General features: G+C 60.8%; 18 protein-coding genes. 4 read left to right on the top strand and 14 right to left on the bottom strand.

What is annotated here, in order from left to right; all coding sequences use genetic code 11:
* Positions 1 to 18: 18 nt before the first annotated feature.
* From AB8B31_RS28655 to AB8B31_RS28595, 13 genes are all read right to left on the bottom strand, one after another.
* Entirely contained in the window at positions 19 to 861 is an 843-nt protein-coding gene (locus AB8B31_RS28655; protein WP_032981299.1) for a class I fructose-bisphosphate aldolase, read from the bottom strand.
* Positions 834 to 2,582 (bottom strand): glycerol-3-phosphate dehydrogenase/oxidase, encoded by a 1,749-nt coding sequence (locus AB8B31_RS28650; RefSeq protein WP_018245849.1) that lies wholly within the window; start codon positions 2,580 to 2,582, stop codon positions 834 to 836. Before AB8B31_RS28650 ends, AB8B31_RS28655 begins: the two co-directional genes overlap by 28 nt.
* A 12-nt stretch (positions 2,583 to 2,594) precedes the next feature.
* Positions 2,595 to 3,590 (bottom strand): aldo/keto reductase, encoded by a 996-nt coding sequence (locus AB8B31_RS28645; RefSeq protein WP_018245850.1) that lies wholly within the window; start codon positions 3,588 to 3,590, stop codon positions 2,595 to 2,597.
* Entirely contained in the window at positions 3,587 to 4,591 is a 1,005-nt protein-coding gene (locus AB8B31_RS28640) for a sugar-binding transcriptional regulator (protein WP_011649510.1), read from the bottom strand. Before AB8B31_RS28640 ends, AB8B31_RS28645 begins: the two co-directional genes overlap by 4 nt.
* Before the next feature lies 1 nt (position 4,592).
* The gene (locus AB8B31_RS28635; protein WP_018245851.1) at positions 4,593 to 5,585 is read right to left on the bottom strand and encodes an ABC transporter permease; all 993 of its coding nucleotides are present in this window, start codon (positions 5,583 to 5,585) and stop codon (positions 4,593 to 4,595) included.
* A gap of 28 nt (positions 5,586 to 5,613) precedes the next feature.
* Positions 5,614 to 7,152 carry a sugar ABC transporter ATP-binding protein gene (locus AB8B31_RS28630; RefSeq protein ID WP_020493436.1) on the bottom strand — a complete coding sequence of 513 codons (1,539 nt, stop codon included), beginning with the start codon at positions 7,150 to 7,152 and terminating at the stop codon, positions 5,614 to 5,616.
* A gap of 69 nt (positions 7,153 to 7,221) precedes the next feature.
* Positions 7,222 to 8,250 (bottom strand): substrate-binding domain-containing protein, encoded by a 1,029-nt coding sequence (locus AB8B31_RS28625; protein WP_018245853.1) that lies wholly within the window; start codon positions 8,248 to 8,250, stop codon positions 7,222 to 7,224.
* 414 nt (positions 8,251 to 8,664) lie between these two features.
* The gene (locus AB8B31_RS28620; protein ID WP_018245855.1) at positions 8,665 to 8,961 is read right to left on the bottom strand and encodes a YciI family protein; all 297 of its coding nucleotides are present in this window, start codon (positions 8,959 to 8,961) and stop codon (positions 8,665 to 8,667) included.
* The gene (locus AB8B31_RS28615) at positions 8,958 to 9,806 is read right to left on the bottom strand and encodes a dioxygenase family protein (RefSeq protein ID WP_026188712.1); all 849 of its coding nucleotides are present in this window, start codon (positions 9,804 to 9,806) and stop codon (positions 8,958 to 8,960) included. The genes AB8B31_RS28620 and AB8B31_RS28615 overlap by 4 nt, the downstream gene beginning before the upstream one ends.
* Positions 9,807 to 9,825: 19 nt before the next feature.
* Complete coding sequence (locus AB8B31_RS28610; RefSeq protein WP_018245857.1) at positions 9,826 to 10,884, bottom strand: maleylacetate reductase; 1,059 nt, start codon at positions 10,882 to 10,884, stop codon at positions 9,826 to 9,828.
* Between the two features lies 1 nt (position 10,885).
* A complete protein-coding gene (gene tsdA / locus AB8B31_RS28605) occupies positions 10,886 to 11,866 on the bottom strand; it encodes a gamma-resorcylate decarboxylase (RefSeq protein ID WP_018245858.1) in 981 nt (326 codons plus the stop codon).
* Positions 11,867 to 11,913: 47 nt separating this feature from the next.
* A complete protein-coding gene (locus AB8B31_RS28600) occupies positions 11,914 to 13,146 on the bottom strand; it encodes a flavin-dependent monooxygenase (RefSeq protein ID WP_018245859.1) in 1,233 nt (410 codons plus the stop codon).
* Positions 13,147 to 13,156: 10 nt separating this feature from the next.
* Positions 13,157 to 13,696, bottom strand: coding sequence for a flavin reductase family protein (locus AB8B31_RS28595; RefSeq protein WP_018245860.1), 540 nt, complete (start codon positions 13,694 to 13,696; stop codon positions 13,157 to 13,159).
* Positions 13,697 to 13,897: 201 nt separating this feature from the next.
* Here AB8B31_RS28595 and AB8B31_RS28590 point away from each other — a divergent pair, with 201 nt between their 5' ends.
* The 4 genes from AB8B31_RS28590 to AB8B31_RS28575 all read left to right on the top strand — a co-directional run bounded on the left by AB8B31_RS28590 (position 13,898) and on the right by AB8B31_RS28575 (position 17,483).
* Positions 13,898 to 14,350: a MarR family winged helix-turn-helix transcriptional regulator gene (locus tag AB8B31_RS28590; RefSeq protein ID WP_018245861.1), complete on the top strand. Its 453-nt coding sequence runs from the start codon at positions 13,898 to 13,900 to the stop codon at positions 14,348 to 14,350.
* 182 nt (positions 14,351 to 14,532) lie between these two features.
* The gene (locus tag AB8B31_RS28585; RefSeq protein ID WP_018245862.1) at positions 14,533 to 15,834 is read left to right on the top strand and encodes an MFS transporter; all 1,302 of its coding nucleotides are present in this window, start codon (positions 14,533 to 14,535) and stop codon (positions 15,832 to 15,834) included.
* A 183-nt stretch (positions 15,835 to 16,017) separates the two neighbouring features.
* Complete coding sequence (locus AB8B31_RS28580) at positions 16,018 to 16,935, top strand: DMT family transporter (RefSeq protein WP_018245863.1); 918 nt, start codon at positions 16,018 to 16,020, stop codon at positions 16,933 to 16,935.
* Between the two features lie 98 nt (positions 16,936 to 17,033).
* Entirely contained in the window at positions 17,034 to 17,483 is a 450-nt protein-coding gene (locus AB8B31_RS28575; protein WP_018245864.1) for a pyridoxamine 5'-phosphate oxidase family protein, read from the top strand.
* Positions 17,484 to 17,504: 21 nt separating this feature from the next.
* On the opposite strand, the gene AB8B31_RS28570 is transcribed toward AB8B31_RS28575, so the two are convergent.
* Complete coding sequence (locus AB8B31_RS28570; protein ID WP_018245865.1) at positions 17,505 to 18,749, bottom strand: DUF763 domain-containing protein; 1,245 nt, start codon at positions 18,747 to 18,749, stop codon at positions 17,505 to 17,507.
* Positions 18,750 to 18,796: the final 47 nt, after the last annotated feature.

The following is an 18,796-nucleotide window of genomic DNA, read 5'->3' as shown; positions in this document are numbered from 1 at the left end:
GAGATTCGAAATCGCTGCTCAGCCCTGCTGATAGAGCGCAAAGGCCTGTTCGCTGCTCGCGTCCTCGTGCACGATCGCCATCAGCCCGCGCACCACGGCACTCGGATTGGCGTGCTGATAGATGTTGCGGCCATAGACCATGCCCATTGCACCCTGCCGCATCAAGGCCGCGGATTTGTCGAAGACGGCACCAAGATCCTCCTTGCCGCCGCCGCGCACGAGAACCGGGCAACGGGCTGCTTCCACCACTCTGTGGAAATCCTCGGCATTGGTGGTTGGGTCCGCCTTGACGATATCCGCACCTATCTCGCGGGCGAGCCGCGTCAACGTAACGATCTTGTCGGCATCGCCGTCGACCATGTAGCCGCCCTTTTCCGTCACCGGCTGCATCACCAACGGCTCGATCATCAGCGGCATGCCATACTTGTCGCAATCGGCCCGGACGCGGGAAATATTCTCAACGCACTGGCGGAACAGGTCCGGCTCGTCCGGCAGCATGAACAGGTTGACGACGACGCAGGCTGCATCCATCTCGATCGCGCCGATCAATGGTTCGGCCTCGTTCTGCAGCACCGCCCACATGTCGCGGTGGCGGACCCGGTTATAGGGATTGCCCATGTCGATGCGCATGACTAGCGCCGGCTTGTCCTTGCCGGGCACATGCTGCAGCAGGTCGGCCTGGCCGTAATTCATCTGGATCGCGTCCGGCCCTGCAGAAACCAGCGCCTTGACGACGGCCTGAATGTCCTCCAGCCCGTTGAGGAAGGATGGTTCGTTGCAGACGCCGTGATCGATCGCCACATCGAGGCAGCGGCCGCCGCCGAACAGCCGGTTCATCCGGACTTTGCTGTTGTGTCGCATTCTGTGCTCCTTGGTTCGTTCCTTGCGGAAAGCATGTCTTCGTCGACGCCGTGGCGTTGGTTGAGAAGGGTGAGAAAACGGTCGCGCTCACGGGCGCGATGCGCGAGCGTCCAGCGCTTTTCCTGCGCCAGCAGGTCGAGTGCGGCATCCATCATGTCGAGCGTAAGCTCGCCGGAAACGGCAAGCGTCGTGCGCCGCAAAAGCAGGTCGTCGAGATGTTCCACCGCTTCCTCGCGGATCAGGAACTGCAATTCGCGTATCGAGTAGCCGGCGTGCGGCAGCGCCGCATCGGGGCCTGCCGCGGTGAAGCCGGCAATTGCCTCGGCATCCGTGCCGTATCGGGCAAACAGCTCAGCCATGCGCCCTCCGGAAAGGCCTTTGTTGGCTGCCATCTGCGTTAGCCAGGCGAACGCGTTGGCCGGAAATGCCCGCCCGCCGCCGATCGGCCGATCGGTTGTCGCAACGCGGCGGCGCCTGCCGAGCCTTGCCAAAGCCATGTCGGCCGCCAGTTCCCCGAAGGACCGGAATGTCGTCCACTTGCCGCCGATCATGCAGAATACCGGCGGACCACCCTTGGAAGGCTCCAGCACGGTGCAGAAGTGATCGCGCGGGATGCGGCCGGTAAAACTGTCGGTGCTGGCCGGCAGCGGCCGCACGCCGGAAAACTGGAAAACGATTTGTTCGGGCCGGATGGGAATGCCCGGCAGCACGAAGGCGAGCGACTGCAGGATATAATCCCGCTCGTCCGCCTCGCAGCGCACCGTTTCCGGATCATCGACGCGGATATCGGTGGAACCGACGAGAACCTTGCCGAGATAAGGAAACAGGATGCAGATCCGCCCGTCCTCGTTCTCGTAGTAGATCATGTGATCCGCGAGCGCATCGCGCAGGTCCGCATTGTCGATGATGAGATGCGAGCCCTTGGTGCCGCCCATCAGCGGTGACGGCCGCGCTTCCGGCGAAAACAGGGTCTGATTGGCAAGGTCGATCCAGCCGCCGGTGGCGTTGATGATCAGCGCCGGTTCGACGCTAACGGACGCGCCGCCGATCTGGTCTTCGACACGATATTGGCCATCCTCTGTCCGCTGCAATTCGGCATAGTTCAGCGCCATCGCCCCGAACTTTGCTAAAAGACCATCCTGCAGAAGCTCGATGCCTAGCCGCTCCGGATGGCTGACCCAGGCGTCGAAATAGGTGGCGGAACTCTTGATGTCGGGATTGAGCGCCGGCCATTTGGCAAGCGTCGTGCGCCGGCCGCGAAACTGGTGGCGCGGCATCAGTGCCCGCTTGCGCGTCAGGAAATCATAGATGCTCAGGCCCGCCTTGATGGCGACGGCGCCACGCCGGCTCGGGCGACGGCTGAGGCCCAGAAAGCGGACGATGCCATTGCCGAGGCCGGAAAAGTTATCGAACACCGGCACCGTCGTCGGCAGCGGCGCGACATAATGGGGCGCGTTGCGCAACAGCCGGTCCCGCTCGACCAGCGATTCCTGCACCAGCTTGAATTCGCCGTTCTCAAGATAGCGAAGCCCGCCATGCACCATGCGCGACAGCGCCGAACTGGCCCCGGAGCAATAGTCGTGCTTCTCGACGAGCAGCACACTCAGTCCCTGCAGCGCCAGTTCCCGAAAGACGCTGATGCCGTTGATGCCGCCACCGATGACGCACACGTCCACCTTCGGGCTCTGGCTGAGCCCGTCCAAAATCTCTTGCCGTTTCATGATGGCGATCCGCTACCTGTCCATGTCAGTCAGTTTCGCCGCTATGGCCGTATCGATGGTCGCAAGATCGGCCGCATCCAGCCGGATGGTCCCGGCCCGCGCATTGTCGAGCGCTTGTGCCGGATTGCGCGCCCCGCAAAGTGCAAAGGTGATGCCCGGCTGCGCCAGCGTCCAGGCAATCACGATTTGGGCGATGCTCGCGCCGTGTTTTTCTGCGACCGGCCGGATGGCGTTGGCCAGCGCCGTCGCCTTCTGGCGGTTGTCGACTGAAAAGCGCGGATTGTCCTTGCGCTGGTCATCGCCGGAAAACACACGGTCGGGACCGATGGTGCCGGACAGCAACCCCAGCGCCAGCGACGAGTAGCTCAGCGTCGCAATGCTGTTGGCCTTGGTCAGTGGCAGAAGCTCCGCCTCGATCTCCCGGTCGATCATGCTGAACCGCTCCTGGATCGCATCGAGACCACCGACAGCGATATAGGCATTGAGGTCGTCGGGGCTGACATTGCTTGCGCCGATTGCCCGGATCTTGCCCGATGTGCGCAGGTCTTCCAGCGTCCGCATCGTTTCCTCGACCGAGGTCGTCGGATCCTGCCAATGGGTGATGTAGAGATCGATATAGTCGGTCCCGAGCCGCCTCAGGCTTTCCTCGACCTCGTGCAGGATCGCGTCGCGGCCGAGATAACGGTGGACCGGTTTGCCGTCTTGATCGAAGAAATGACGACCCTTCTGCGTATGCCAGACAAGGCCGCATTTGGTGGCGATGACAGCCTTGTCGCGGCGCCCAGCCAGTGCCTTGCCGACGATCTCCTCGGAACGTCCGAGCCCATAGGCTGGCGCCGTGTCGATCAGCGTCACGCCGGCATCGAGCGATGCCTGGATCGCAGCAATGGATTCGGCCTCATCGGTCCCGCCCCACATCCAGCCGCCGATAGCCCAGGTGCCCAGTCCCACCGCCGAGGCGGAAACGCCGGATTTGCCGATCTCACGTTTCAATTGCTGCCCGCTCATGCCCATTTTCCTTCGCCATTCGCCAGTGCCAGCACCCGCGCACCCGTCGCCTCATCGGTCACCAGCGTATCGAGATGATTGCCCCTGAGAACGCTGAGGATCGGGCCTGCCTTGTTCGGCCCGCTCGCCACACCGATCTTGGTGGGGATCGAGGCGAATTCCGGCAGCGTCAGCGACACCAGCGAACGGTTGAGGCTGTAGTCGCAGACCTGGCCATGATCATCGAGCAGATGCGCCAGCAATTCGCAGGAGGCGCCGGACCGCTCGATCGCGGCGCGGTCGGTGCTTGAGGACGGATGCAGGTCGTAATAGCTCGAATCGTCCGACAGGATCGAGCCAATGCCGACCACCGCCACCTTCGCCTCGCGCGCCCGTTTGAAAACGTCAGCGACGGAACGCATGTTGATCAGCATCGCCCGCTGCTCGGCATCATCGGCAAAGAGAGGCGCATGGATCTGGTAGGAACGTCCCCCAAGCCGGTCGGCCATCAAGGTCGAGACATGATTGACGTCGGTATAGTGTTTACCCTGCACGCAGCCGGTTGCTGGAATGACCTCGACATTGAACCGACGCGGCGGCTGCAGACCGGCAACGACGGCGCTCACCCCTTTGCCGCCGGTGATGCAGATCGTATCGCCGTCGGTGATCTCTTCCAGCAGCAACCTTGCTGCCGCTTCGCCGACGGCCTGGAGCGCCGTCTGCGGATTGTCGGACACGGTCGGCACCACCACGGCGCGGCCGATGCCGCCAAGCGCCCGTAGCCGTTCTTCCATGTCGACCAGCGGCTCGACCGGCGACTTGATCTTGATCTCGACCAGGCCGAGCTGGCGGCCGCGCTTGATCAGGCGGTTGACGGTGGCGTGCGAGATGCCCAGCTGATCGGCAATCTGCGCCTGTGTCAGTCCCTCGAGGAAATGCAGAACCAGAGCCTGGTGCATCTGTCGGGCGATGACGATTTCCTCGCGCGGCGCGTTTGCGGGTTTGAGTTTGGCTATCGGCATATCAGGCAGCCTTCCGCTTGTGCAGGAAATGGTCGATCGAGACGGCGGCAAGCAGAATGCAGCCTTTGATCATGTCTTGCCAATAGACGGACACGTCGAGCAAGATCAACGAGCTTGTTACGACCGACAGCAGGGCAATGCCGAGAATTGCCCCCAAGATCGTGCCGGAGCCGCCATTCAGCGATGCACCGCCGATCACCGCGGCTGCGATGATGTTGAGCTCCATGCCGACCCCAAAGGTCGGGGTCGCGGCACCGAAGCGGGACATGTAGATCACACCGGCAACACCGGACAGCGTGGCGCAGAGCACCGTCACCCAGAACTTCACCTGGTTGGTCTTGATCCCGGAATAGAGCGCCGCTTTCTCATTGCTGCCGGTGTAGAACACCTTGCGGAAGGCGGTTGCCCGGCGCAGCAGGAAATCGAACAGCACGACGACCGCGACAAAAATCAGGATCACATAGGGAACGCCGTAGAACGTGCCCTGCCCGACCGCCTTGAACGAGGGTGGCAAGGTGAACAGCGACAGCGGCGTGCCCTTGGTGATGATCAGGCAGATACCGCGTACGATCACCATCGCCGCAAGCGAGGTGATGAAATGGTTGAGGCCGACCACCGTGACGAAGAAGCCCATGACACAGCCGATCAGGCCGCTGGCAATGATCCCGATCAGGGAAGCGCTCCACGGATCGAGCCCCATCAGGAACAGCGAGCCCGACAGCACCATCGAGAAACAGACGACCGAGCCGACCGACAGGTCGATGCCGCCGACGATCAACAGGATGGTCATGCCGACGACGACGATCCCTTCCACCGAGAACGACATCAGCATCGCCCGGAAGTTGCCGAGCGTCAGAAAATGCGGCGAGGCAAAGCTCATGACGATGCAGAGCGCCAGGATGATCGCGATCAATCCCGCCTCGCGCATCGTTCCCAGCCGTTTCCAGCCGGGCGTGCGTGCCTGATGTACAGCTGCCAACGTAGCGTCCGCCATGACCTTGTCTCCTGCCCCTGCGTTTTCTTTATGCGGCATGCTCTGATGCCTTCGAATTGTTATGACCGCCGATACCCGACGCGAGCCGCATGATCGCTTCTTCCGTCATCGTCTCGCCCTCGACCTCGCCTGCAACCGTGCCCTCGTGGATGACCAGCACCCGGTCGCACAGACCAAGAAGCTCCGGCAGTTCCGACGAGATGACGACGATGCCGATGCCGGAGCCCGCGAGATCGCGCAGCAGCCGATGGATTTCCGATTTGGCGCCGACATCGATGCCGCGGGTTGGCTCGTCCATCAGGATGACCTTGGGATTGACCGCCAGCTGCTTGGCAATCGCCACTTTCTGCTGGTTTCCGCCCGACAGCGACGAGACCGGCATGTCGATGCCACCCATCCGCACGCCGAGCCGCCGGACTAGGTCGTGGGCCCGATCCGCCTCGGCTTTGGAATTCAACAGTCCCAGCGGTCCGGTCAGCGATTTCAAATCGAGAACGGCAATGTTCTGGGCGATGGAAAGATCAAGGAAAATGCCGGAGCCTTTCCGATCTTCCGACAGATAGACGACACCCGCCTGCGCGGCCTGCGCATAGGAGTGCGCCCACAGCCGCTGTCCATGCAATTGCACCTCGCCGTCGATTACCGGCCGCAATCCGCAAATGCCTTCGGCTATCTCGGTGCGGCCCGAGCCGATGAGCCCGCCGATGCCGAGAATTTCACCCTTGCGCAGGTCGAAGCTCACATCCGTGAAGCGGCTACCGTCGCCGAGATCGCGGACGCTCAAAATGATCTCGTCGGTCCGCTCCGCCAGCGCCTGCTTTTCCGGATAGAGCTGGGTGATCTCGCGTCCGACCATGCGGCGCACCACATCATCCGGCGTCAATTCCGCCACCATTTCCGTCGAGACATAGCGGCCATCGCGAAAGACGGTGACCCGGTCGCACAGGCTGAAGATTTCGGCCATGCGGTGGCTGATATAGATGATCGAAATACCCTGCGCCTTGAGGTCGCGGATGATTTCGAACAGGATCTGGGTCTCCGATTCCGTCAAAGCCGCCGTCGGTTCGTCGAAGATCAGCACGCGACAATCGAGCGTCAGTGCCTTGGCGATCTCGACAAGCTGCTGGCTGGAAATCGACAAATCACCGACTTTGCGGCGCACGTCGATTGGTGCCAGACGATTCATCACGACCTGCGCATCCCGCTCCAGCCGGCCATAATTCATGAAAGGCGAGCGGCGGCGGTTGGTCGCTGCCATGAACATGTTCTCGGCCACCGTCGCATCGGGGCAGAGCGCGATTTCCTGATGCACGAGGCCAAGCCCGAGCGATTGCGCCACGGCCGGCGACGTCACCTTTACCGGCGCGCCATCGACGAGAACGTCGCCCTCGGTCGGCTGCAGCACGCCGGCAATGATGTTCATCAGCGTCGACTTGCCCGCGCCGTTTTCGCCGCAAAGCGCATGAACCTCGCCCTTCTCCAGGCTGAAGCTCACATCCGTCAACGCCTTCACCGCCCCGAAGTGCTTGCTGACATTGCGGATTTCCAGAACCGGCACCGACGCCATCATCGTCTCCTCCTCACGCTCGCGGTGGCTGTCCGGAGTTTCCTGCCCCCGGACAGCCGGCACAAAGGCTTACTCCTCGATGCCTTTGGTGCCCCGCCGCTTCAGATACTTGTCCCAGTAGAAATCGTCGGCATTATCAGCCGTGACGATCGACAGGCCGTTGTCGACGAACGGAATGCTCATCGGGTTGAAGCCGGCGCGCTTGGCGTCGTTCATCGGGTCGATGAGTTCCGGATGCTTGGCAAGCCACAAAAGCATGAAGCCCATGTAACCCTGCATGCCCTGGTTCGGATTGATCGAACCGAACACTTCGCCCGCCTTGATCATGTCGAGGATGTTGGCATTGACGTCGGCGCACATCACGAGGATCTTGCCGCCGCTTTCCTTGTTGGCCTGCGAAGCGCCGATGGCCGAATTCGCTTCCGGCATGAAGACGGCCCCAATATTCGGATGGGCCTGCACCAAGCTCATCAGGCCCTGATAGGCCTTGTTCGGGTCCTGGTTGGACGCAGCGCGGCCGACCAGCTTCATATCAGGATATTTTTCCTCCATACGGGCGATGAAGGCGGCGATACGCTTGTCGTGGTTGTCCTGGCCCGGATTTTCCAGAACGGCATATTCACCCTTGCCACCCATCTTTTCGGCAATCGCGTCGGCCGCATAGGTGCCTTCGCGGGTATTGTCCGAGGTGACGAACGAGATGCGCTTGGAAAGCGGCGCATCGGCCGCGAAGGTCACGACCGCCGTGCCCTGGTCGATCGCCCGGTTGATCGGCTCGATGAACGGATCGGAGTTCATCGGATGAACGAGGATACCGGCCGGGTTCTGGGCCAGCGCCTGGTCGAAGGTGGCGATCTGCTTGTTGACGTCATATTCCGGCGTGCCGGTATAGGCGGTCTCGCAGCCGAGCTGCTGACCGGCCTGCTTGAACATTTCATAGACCGGGAACCAATATTCGACGCCCGATACCATGACGTTCATGACGTATTTTTCACCCGGCTTGCAGCGGAACGGATTTTCCGTGCCCGCGCTGGCCACGCCGGCCAAAAGCGTCGATGCAAGGACCGCCAACGCGGTCGTGCTTAGAAATTTGCGCAAGTTTCCTCCTCGAGGCCGAAGCCCCTCCCAAATATCCGGCGGCGCCTCAGCGGCTGCCGATGATCCATTGAAGACCGGAGTTCCTCCTCGAAGTCCGGTATGGGCAGATAATCGCAACGGCAGAGCTCTGTCAATATAATTCATACTGTGAAATATATTTCAGGTATCGACGTTCTGAATGGCGATTGATGCCGCCTTCCGGCGCTCGAAGACATCGAGAAGCGGCATTGATGTCGCTGCATCGATTTGCCTGAAGACGGTCGCTCGAAGGCCGAAGCGGACCTTCCTCGCACGCGCAGCCGTTTTGGCAAGAATCTGAAGGGTAAAGACTAAGACCGCCGGAGCCTTTGATGGACGATTGTCTGGGCTCCGCAAGTTCTGCATTTCATCGCCTTCGGCAGGTCGAAACGCTGGTCAGAGACTCTCTAGAAGAACCCCAAAAGTAGGCCGCCATTCGTAGATATCGACGCTGCCGTAAACACCGGATTGGACGAAGGGATCTCCTGCGCTGAACGCCTCGAACTCCGCGAGCGTTTCGACTTCCGCGATCACCAAGGCGGTAGAACCCTTGCCCTCCGCCGACGGTGTAGAGGGTCCGGAAAGCAGGATGCGGATCGCCGCGCCTCGCAGATAGGCCTTGTGTTCGTCGATCAATCGGGAACGTTCGGCAGCCTTGCCGGGGTCGGATACCGCATAGCGGGCAACGATCATTCTCCACTCTCCACTGGCGTCAGCACGAAATCGAAATCGGAACGCCAGACCGTCGCACGATCGACACGCTCGAAAGGCGCAACCAGGCTGTTTTTCACCCCAAACACCGTATCGGATCCCAGATAGGGATCGTCGCCGACAAAGGTGTGGGTTACCAGCTTCCGATAACCTGAAGCCGTGATCAGGTAATGGGTATGGGCAGGACGGTAGGGATGGCGGCCGAGGGAGGTCAGCATCTGGCCGACCGGGCCGTCATCCGGAATCGGATAGGAAACCGGCTTTATGCCGACGAAACTATAGGTGCCATCTGCGCTGGTGACGAAGATGCCCCGGTTGTTCCACTTCGGCTGGATGTCCGGCTGCTGGACATCGTAGAAGCCATCGGAATTATCCGACCATACATCGATCTGGGCTCCCTCGATCGGATTGCCGTTAAGATCCAGCACTCGCCCGATGAAGAGACAGCTCTCGCCCTTGCCGTCGAGAGAGATGTTTTCACCCATCTGCCGTATGGGCGCGCCGTCGACATGGAACGGCCCGAACACGGTATTTTCCGTGGCGCCCGGCGGACGCCGGTTGTTGATTGCATCCACCAGCATCGACAAACCCAGCGTATCGCTGAGCAGGATGAACTCCTGTCGCTCGTCATGACAGAGATGGCCGGTTCGGGTCAGAAAGCCGATGGCCAACTCCCATTCCTCCTGGGCCAGGCTGATATCCTTGGCAAAGGCATGCAGGTGCCTGACAAGCGACGCCATGATTTCGGCCAGACGCGGATTAATGTCCCGCCCCATCCGCGAGTTGACGGCCTCCGCGGATCTCTCTTCGCTGAAATATTCGGGCACGTGGCCATCCTCCAAAGCGTTAACGCGGCCGCGCGCCCTCCCAGGCGCTCTCCAACAAAACCCGGATCGCTTCCCGTTCGATCGGGCGCGGGTTCCAGTAGGGGTTCTGGGCGGCGAGTTCCGCCGCAGGGTCCAGATCGGCTTCCTTCATACCCAGATCGCGCAGCGCCAAGGGGGCGCCGATCGAAGCGGCAAAATCATAAAGACCGCCGCCCAGCGAGCCGCCAAAAAGATCGGTAGCGGGTTCTAACGCATCCGCTGCGGCCTCCGCATTGTAGGCGGCAGAATGGGGAAGAATGACCGCATGGGTTTCCGCATGCGGCAGATCGAAGCTACCGCCTAGCGTATGGCAGAGCTTGTGATGCAGGGCCATGCCTACCGCTCCGAGCACCGTGCCGCACAGCCAGGAACCGTAAAGCGCTTCGCTTCGCGGCTCGATGTCCCCAGGGGCATTGACGATTTGAGGTAAAGCCTGCTTCAGCGCGCGCAGGCCCTCGACCGCCATCATCGACGAAATTGGATTGCGATCCTGTGCATAGAGACCTTCGACCGCATGCGCCATTGCATTGAGCCCGCTGCTGACGCTGATGTTGACCGGCAATCCCAATGTCAATTCTGGGTCGTAGATCACCACTTCGGGCAGGATGCCAGGCCCGCGGACCGTCGTCTTCTGCCCGTTTTCTGTCTGGCCGAGGATCGGTGTAACCTCCGATCCCGCATAGGTCGTCGCCACCACGATTTGTGGCGCGTCGTTGCGATAGGCGATCGCCTTGCCGAGACCGATCGTAGATCCGCCGCCGATTGCGACCACGCAATCGGCGCCGGCCAAGTTGTATGCCGCAATCGCGCGCTCGGTCACATCGACCGGCGTATGCATCGTCGCATCGTGGAATAGTCCCGCCGCAAGCGGACCGAGGGTAGCAGCGATCCGTTCGGCCTCCGCTTTCTGGTGCGGGGTCGAAAGGATCAGCGCGCGCTTGCCGCCCTGCCCTGCAATCGCCTCGGCGAGACGGTTCAACGAGCCGCTCCCGAAGAAGACCTGGGCCGCGCTGGCCGTGTATCTGAAAGGTGCAACCATGCTATCGATCGAGTTTGAATAGCGAAACCGCGTTGGTGCGACCGATCTTCAGACGGTCGGCCTCGGAGATGGTCGTGCTGTCGAACCAGTTTGCAGCATGGTCGACGTTCTCGAATGGCCAGTCTGTCGAGAACAGAATTCGGTCCGCGCCGATTTCCAGCATAGCATCGATAAGCGATTGCGTGCGGAAGTTCCCCGACGTCGTGATGTAGAAATTCTCGTTGAAATAATCGGCAATCGGGCGTTTGGCCGGATAATTCTTTTCCACCTTGACCCACGCATTCCGGTTGTCGATGCGCCACATCATGTACGGCAGCCCCTCGCCCATGTGACCAACGATGATCCGCAAAGCCGGATGTTCGTCAAACAGGCCGGATCCCATCAAACGTAACGCATGAACAGCGGTCTCCTGCGCGAACGCCCATGTCGGACCCATCAGCCAGGAATGGCCGGCATAGATCCGGCTATCCTGCGGCAACGGGTTGCGCGGATGCAGATAGAAGGGAACGTTGAGTTTTTCGACTTCCGCCCAGAACGGACGATATTGCGGCAGGTCGTAGTAGAGCGGCGTCGTTCCGTCGCCTTCCTGCGAGAAGCCATTGACCAGTGCGCCGACGAAACCCAGCGTTGTCACGCAGCGCTGCAATTCCTGCGCGGCCGCATCTGGATCCTGCAGGGGCAAAGCTGCAAATCCCAGGAAACGGTTCGGGTTCTTGACGCATTGCTCCGCCAGAAAGTCGTTGGCGCGCCGGGAAATTTCCAGGGCCTTTGCCTTATCTGGGATCGCCTGCACGGCCGGAGCGTTCAGCGACAGGATCATTTTCTCAATGCCGTGGGCATCCATCAGCCGCAAACGCTTGTCCTGGATATCCAGAAGACGGGCGGACAGTTCCGTCCAGTAGTCGCCCGGCACGAATCCAGCCGAATCCTGTAGCGTCTCGGGAATGGCGAAATGTTCTTCAAGCGCGATCTTGCCTTGCACGATATGCTCTCTTTCCTGTCTTAAGTCGAAACAATGGGGATGGCGGATCAGAATTGTCCCTTGGGCGGTAGACCGAGCAGCTGCTGGCCGACCATGGTGCCCACGGCATCCCAGTTCATGGAAATATGGCGCCCGACGGCATTTGCATCGCGCCATGCCCGCTGGACAGGATTGGACATCTGGAGGCCGAGGCCGCCTGTCGATGCATTGAGTGCTTCCACGGCCCGAAGGGCCAGGCTGACCGCAAAGGACTGGCTACGACGGGCGAGAATCCGATCGTCCTCGGTGATCTCGCCGGTGCCATCCTCGCGGGCCTGGGCCAGTTGCTGCGCCCGGGCAATGTCGCGCAGAATGATTTCGCGGGCGGCATCCACGGATGCGGAGGCTTCCGCCACGCGAAGCTGGATCGTCGGAAATTCCGCGATCTTGTTGTTGCCACCGGCCACTGCACCACGTGTCACACGGGCCCCCATATGGTCGATATAGCTCTCCAATGCGCCCTTCGCCGCACCGACGGCTGCGCTGCCGAGGCAGAACGGAACCCCCATGAGCAGCGGAATGTTGAAAAGGCCGATACCCTTGTAGCCACGTCCGCCCGGCGTTCTGCCGGAGGTCGCATCCGGAAAGCTCAGCATGCGGTATTCCGGAACGAAGACATCCTTGAGGATCAGGCTTTTTGAGCCGGTGCCCGCGAGGCCGACAACGTCCCAGGTCTCGGCAATGGCATAATCGCTGGCGGGAACCAGAAGGAACGCCGGCACAGGACGCTCCCCCTCGCCATTTGGCGGAATGATCGCCGCACAGAGCGCCCACTGGGCATTTTCGCATCCGCTTGCAAAGGCCCAATCGCCGGTTAACCGGAAGCCACCGTCGACGCGTTCCGCCATGCGGACCGGCGCATAGGAACCGCAGAGCAGCGCATCCGGATTGCTGCCCCACACTTCCTGCTGAACCCTTTCATCGAACATGGCGAGGAGCCATTGATGCGCCGAAAGGAGGCCGGCAACCCAGCCGGTGGAGGCACAGGCCGACGACAGTTGGATATTTGCATCGACAAGCTCGGCAAACGATCCTTCGTCGCCACCGAAACGGGCAGGCTTGACGATATCGAAATAGCCGGCGGAGCGCAGCAGATCAATATTGCGTGCCGGCACGCGGCCGGATTTTTCCGTGTCGCGCGCGCCGGCACTGATCTCGTCCAACACCGGGGCGATACGATCTGCAAGACATGCGTTCTCAACCCGCGCCGAGGCGGGAAACAGGGCAGCTGTATTGTTCATGGAACTACCTTCAGTTCTGGGATGCAGGAAGCGCGTGCTGTGGCGCGCAATATTTCGAGTTCTCGTACATCAGCGCGGTCGTGTCGTCGGAATGGCGTGTATCCACCACCTGCCCGATGAAGATCGTGTGCGTTCCATAGGGAACCGCGCCCATACGGCGGCAGACAACCGAGGCATGAGCGGAGCCCAGCACCATCATGCCGCGCTCATGGCGAACCCAATCGGCAGCATCGAAGCGACGCTCAGGCGCAATCTTGCCGCTGAACCCTTCCGATACGGCTGCCTGCCTGTCGGTCAGAACGCTGACTGCGAATTCCGGCACCTCGAGCAGCATGTCGTGCAGGTAGGTGCGATTGTTCAGGCAGATAATGAGAGATGGCGGATCCATCGAAAGTGATGTGACGGCAGTAGCCGTCATTCCATGATCGGCACCGTTGCGACAGGCGGAAATGACCGTCACCGTTGCCGGGAAACGGCGCATGGTCGATCGAAACGCATCGCTGATCGGTGCGGGGGCCGGCGCTATGCCGAGGGCAGCAGTGGCAGACATGATTTCCTCCCGTGTCTCCTTGGTGTCCAAACTATTGCATTTGCAACTATTGTCAATGCAAATTTAGAAATTAGACGGGAAAATGCTTGATCTACCCAGCCGTTCTCGGCAGCAGAAAGCCAATCGTGTTGTCATCCCGGTAATTTAGGTGCATGTCGGAGGGAGCCCTCAGCAAGCCGAATCCCGCCAGCAGACAGAGACATGTACAAACTTACCGATTCCGTTCCCTATCTTCTCAATCGCGCCGGCGTGCGGATAGCCGAGGTATTCGCGCAGAGAATCGCCGAAGACAATCTCAGCGTGGCGATGTACCGGGTCCTGGCCATGCTCAAGGAACGCCGGGAGAGCACCCTGGGGGATCTCGCCGACGTCGTCTCTGTCGAGATTTCGACGCTTTCGCGCCTCGTCGGTACATTGGCCAAGCGCAAGCTGGTGTCGCGAACACGTCCGGAAGATAACGGCCGTATCGTCATCGTAAGGCTGACCCCGCAGGGCGAGGCGATGACGGAAAGGCTTATGCCGCTTGCCGTGGAACTTGAACGCACCGCGGTGCAGGACATGTCGGACGAAGAGGTCGCAGCCCTGAAGAAGGCGCTGCGCCGCATGCACAGCAACCTGCCGGCAATATCCGGAAAAGGAAAAGTTGCGAGCTGAAAAGTTTGCAGTTGCAAATATTTTATTCGCAAGTATTTAATAGCGTGTCATCGTTGTCTTGACATCGCCCTCTCACGGGCGAGTCTGGCGCTGGGAGGAACCACGCCGGCAACGATCCAGGAGGATTTGTACATGGATCGACGCGGACCTGCCGCTGGCAGGAGCGTACTTCTTGTACTCAAATGTATGGGGAGGGAAAATTGGCCATACAAGATCTCGCTATTATCAAGGAACACGTTCGCAGCCCGAATATCATCATCGCTCTTTGCGGTCTGCTGATCCTGTTCGACGGCTATGACCTGATCGTCTACGGCGCCGTCGCGCCGGCATTGCTCGGCGAAGCCAGCTGGGGCCTGACGCCCGGCCTGGTGGGACGCGCTGCCTCCATCACCCTGTTCGGTATGCTGCTGGGCGCTCTCGTTGCCGGAACACTCGCTGACAGGATAGGTCGCCGCAAGGTCATCATAGGCAGCCTGCTGAGCTTCTCCGTTATGATGATCGGCAGCGGTCTTGCGCCGAGCTTTCTCATTTTCGAGGGAACACGCTTTCTCGCCGGTCTGGGCCTTGGAGCTCTTTTTCCCACGGTAACCGCTTTAATCATCGAGTTTTCTCCGCCGAAGCGGAAGGCAATAGCCTACTCGATTGCTCTTCTCGGTTATCTGGCTGGCGGCATCATCTCGGGTATCCTCGGAATGCTGCTGGTGCAGACATACGGATGGCGTCCACTGATGATCATCGGCGGCGCACCGATCCTGCTTCTGCCCTTCTTCATCCGCCTCATCCCCGAATCCCCTGAATGGCTGGCAACGAAGAACCGCCAGACCGAAGCCAATCAGATTGCAAACCAGTACGGGCTGCCCGATCCCGTCGCCAGGCCTGTTGCGTCACGCCAGGTCGGCATCCGGTCGCTGTTTTCCGAAGGTCGCCTGCTGCCGACATTGAACGCATGGGGCATCCACTTCTGTTCGCTTCTGCTCACATTCGGCATGGTCAACTGGCTTCCGACCATCATGAACAAGATGGGCTATGACCTCGGTTCTGCCCTGCTCTTCTCGGTAACGCTCAATCTCGGAGCCGCAGTCGGCCTCCTGATCGGCGCAAGGATTGCCGACCGCGGAAACGTCAAGATAGTCGTTGCAGGGATGTTTCTTGTCGGAGCCGGCTCGATCTGGTTGCTGACGCAGGTGGATCAGGGCCTCCAGGTCTATGGTCTCGTCGCACTTGCAGGTACGGGAACGATCGGCACGCAGATCCTCGCCAACGTTCTCGTTGGAAACCTCTATCCGGTCGAAATCCGTGGAACCGGCCTTGGCTTCTCGCTCGGCATCGGCCGTATCGGAGGCATGATAGGACCGGCCATCGGCGGTGCGGTTCTGGGTGCAGGCCTGGCTCCGCAGTGGAACTTCTACATCTTCGCATCGGTAGCAGCCTTGGGATGCATGCTCGCACTCATGACGTTGCTGTATCGAAAAAAGGCTGATTGACGGCCAGGTTGTCGGCAGGCCTGCATCCAGAACCTGCCGACAAGTGGGCACAAGTGCCTAAAGAGACATCTCGCTGCCCAATTCGAGTGCAATCGCTTCAAACTGACCATTGACATCGGCAGTGTTAAGGCAGAAGCCGCATTCGGCCGCGCATGCGCGGCCGTTTTTGCGAGGATGCCACAGATGAAGACCCAGACGGGTGTCGCCAACGCCGGAAACCTGATCATAACAGGCGTCGTGCTGATGCTGCTCGGCGATCTGCTCTTTGCACTGAACGATGCAATGGGCAAATGGCTGGTCGCGAGCTTTGCCGTCGGCCAGGTGCTGGTGATCCGCTCGGTCGGCGCTTTCATCGTGCTCGGACCAATGATCCTCCGGCAAGGGCCGATGGCCCTGTTTCGCGTCGAGCAGAAAGGCCTCCAGTTCATACGTGTTTTGATGGCGACTTGCGATGTCGCGCTGTTTTATGCTGCCGTCGCCTATCTGCCGCTCGCAGATGTGATGACCTTCTATATGGCGGGACCGATCTATATCGCGGCGCTCTCGCATTTCTTTCTCGGAGAAAAGATCGGTTGGCGCCGTTGGCTGGCTGTTCTGATCGGCTTTGCAGGCGTCGTCATCGCGCTGCGTCCATCCACGGCGATGCTGTCGCTTCCATCGCTCTTCGGTCTTGTAGGCAGCTTTGCCTTTGCGCTGTCTCTGGTGATGAGCCGCTATCTGCGCTCGACCAGCGATACCACTCTGGTGACATGGCAGACGATTGCGGCCCTCGCGATCGGTATCGTCTTGAGCATTGGCCACTGGCAGCCGGCAACGCTCGTCGATTGGTCCGGCATGCTGCTGCTCGGGATCGTCGCCTCCTGCGCGCATCTGCTCATCACGCGCTCGCTGAAGCTCGCACCGGCATCGCTGCTCGCGCCGCTTCAATATACGCTGCTGCTCTGGGCAATCGTCCTCGGCTACCTCTTCTTCAACGATGTTCCCGATATGCAGATCATCATCGGTGCCGCGATCATCGTCGTTGCAGGGCTGTTCATCTTCCACCGGAAGAATCTGAAAGAGACGGTTCCGACTGAGGCCGTCCCGCCCGACGGCCATTGAAGCTATAGCGCTGCGTATCTGTAGCTTCCGTGGACTTTCCACGGAACAATCTGGACGCTTGCACGCTACTCCCGAGCATTCAAACATGGGAGATTTCAATGGCATCCATGACCCTCGAAGACCTATCCTCGCAACTGAAGAAGATCGATTTCTGCATGCTGTCGACGAACGCCGGGTCGGGCCGCATCTCGGCCCGACCGATGAGCAACAACGGCGACGTCGAATATGATGGGGATTCCTGGTTCTTTTCCTATGAAGACAGCAGAAAAATCACGGAGATCGAAGGCGTCGGCACCGTCTCGCTGACGTTCACGGCGCCTCCCAGCCTCCTCGGCAAGCCGGGGATTTTCATTGCTGTCGAGGGCGTCGCTTCGCTGGTACGGGATAAGGCGGCACTCGAAGAACATTGGATCCCCGATCTCGAGCGGTGGTTTCCTGACGGAGTGGACACTCCTGGGATCGTTCTCATCAAGGTTTCAGCGTCCTCCATCCGGTACTGGGATGGTGAGGAAAACGGCGAGGTCGCCCTGGCTCGCTCAGCGAGTTAAGGTAATGGCATAAAGGGTGCCCTACTCCGCGGACGGCTCCTCCCAGCCGAAGACGCTCCGGCCGCCGAAATCTGCGGATTGGCGAAATTCGCAGGCGATGATTTCCTTGAGGTCGGGACCCGTCACATAGCGTTCCAGCTGCCTGGATTGGTCGTCCAGGCGCTTGAGCGCCTGCAACTCCTCCTCGCGTCCCAGCCTGCCCTTCTGCACCGCCGATTTCATCACGGCGATCGTCTCGTCATAAACTTTGAGCGGGACCGGAAAAGGATGGCGATCCTTGCCGCCATGGGCGATCGAGAAGCGCGCCGGATCGGAAAATCGGCAGGGCGCACCGTGCACGACTTCCGCCACCATCGCCAGAGCGTTCACCGTGCGGGCACCGACGCCGGGAACGAGCAGCAACTCTTGGAAATCCGCTGGCCCGCGGTCGGCGGCGGCGGCCAGATTTCCGTGCAGGCGCCGCATGTTGACGTCACTCTCGCGGACATCGTGATGGGCAGGCATGATCAGGTGCGGCAGCATCGGCTGTTCGGCGGGTTCGGGCGCCGGCGCTTCGGCACGCAGCAGTGCGGCGGCTTCACGGATGATTCGGTCGGGACCGAGGGTCGCCAGCAGATCGAGCTGACCGCGCCGCGAGCGTTCGGCGCGCCTGTCGGCAAGATTGACGATCTCGCCCTGGCTCCGTCCCTCGATTGCCGCATGCGGCGAGTCGACGAAGCTCTCCAGCCCTTCGGACAGCCAGTGATACCGCCGGGCCTGACGCTTGTCGCCGTTCATGCCTTGCTGAACAACCACCCAATGGCCGTCATCGGCGACGATGAACCCGTGCAGATAGAGGTCGAACCCGTCCTGAAGGGCGGCGCTGTCGACCTTGGCGATGAGACGGCTCGTGGTCGCGAGCCCCTCCCCGTCAAGGCCGACACGCTCGCCGATCGAGACGAGCTCCTGCGGCGTCTTGCGAGAATGCGCGCCACGACCACCGCAGACATGCAGGCCGAGCTCGCCGGCGCGGGGCTTCAGCCCGCGCTTCAGCGCGCCGAGAACGCTGGTCGTGATACCGGAAGAATGCCAGTCCATGCCCATGACCGCGCCGAAGGACTGGAACCAGAAGGGATGCGCGAGCCTGCGCAGGAATTCGTCGCGGCCGTAGTGATGGACGATCGCCTCGGTGATCAGTGTTCCCAACCGCGTCATCCGGTCGCCCAGCCAATGCGGCACGCGTCCCCCGTGAAGGGGAAGATCGGCGCTGCCTGCTCGTTGTGACATCTCGTTTCCTTGCATTCTGCATCGCAGGCGGCCGTCGTCCGACGCCA

Source organism: Rhizobium sp. 62_C5_N11_2 (genome assembly GCF_051811185.1).
Classification (GTDB): Bacteria; Pseudomonadota; Alphaproteobacteria; order Rhizobiales; family Rhizobiaceae; genus Rhizobium; species Rhizobium leguminosarum.
This window is presented reverse-complemented; position numbering and strand designations above follow the sequence as displayed.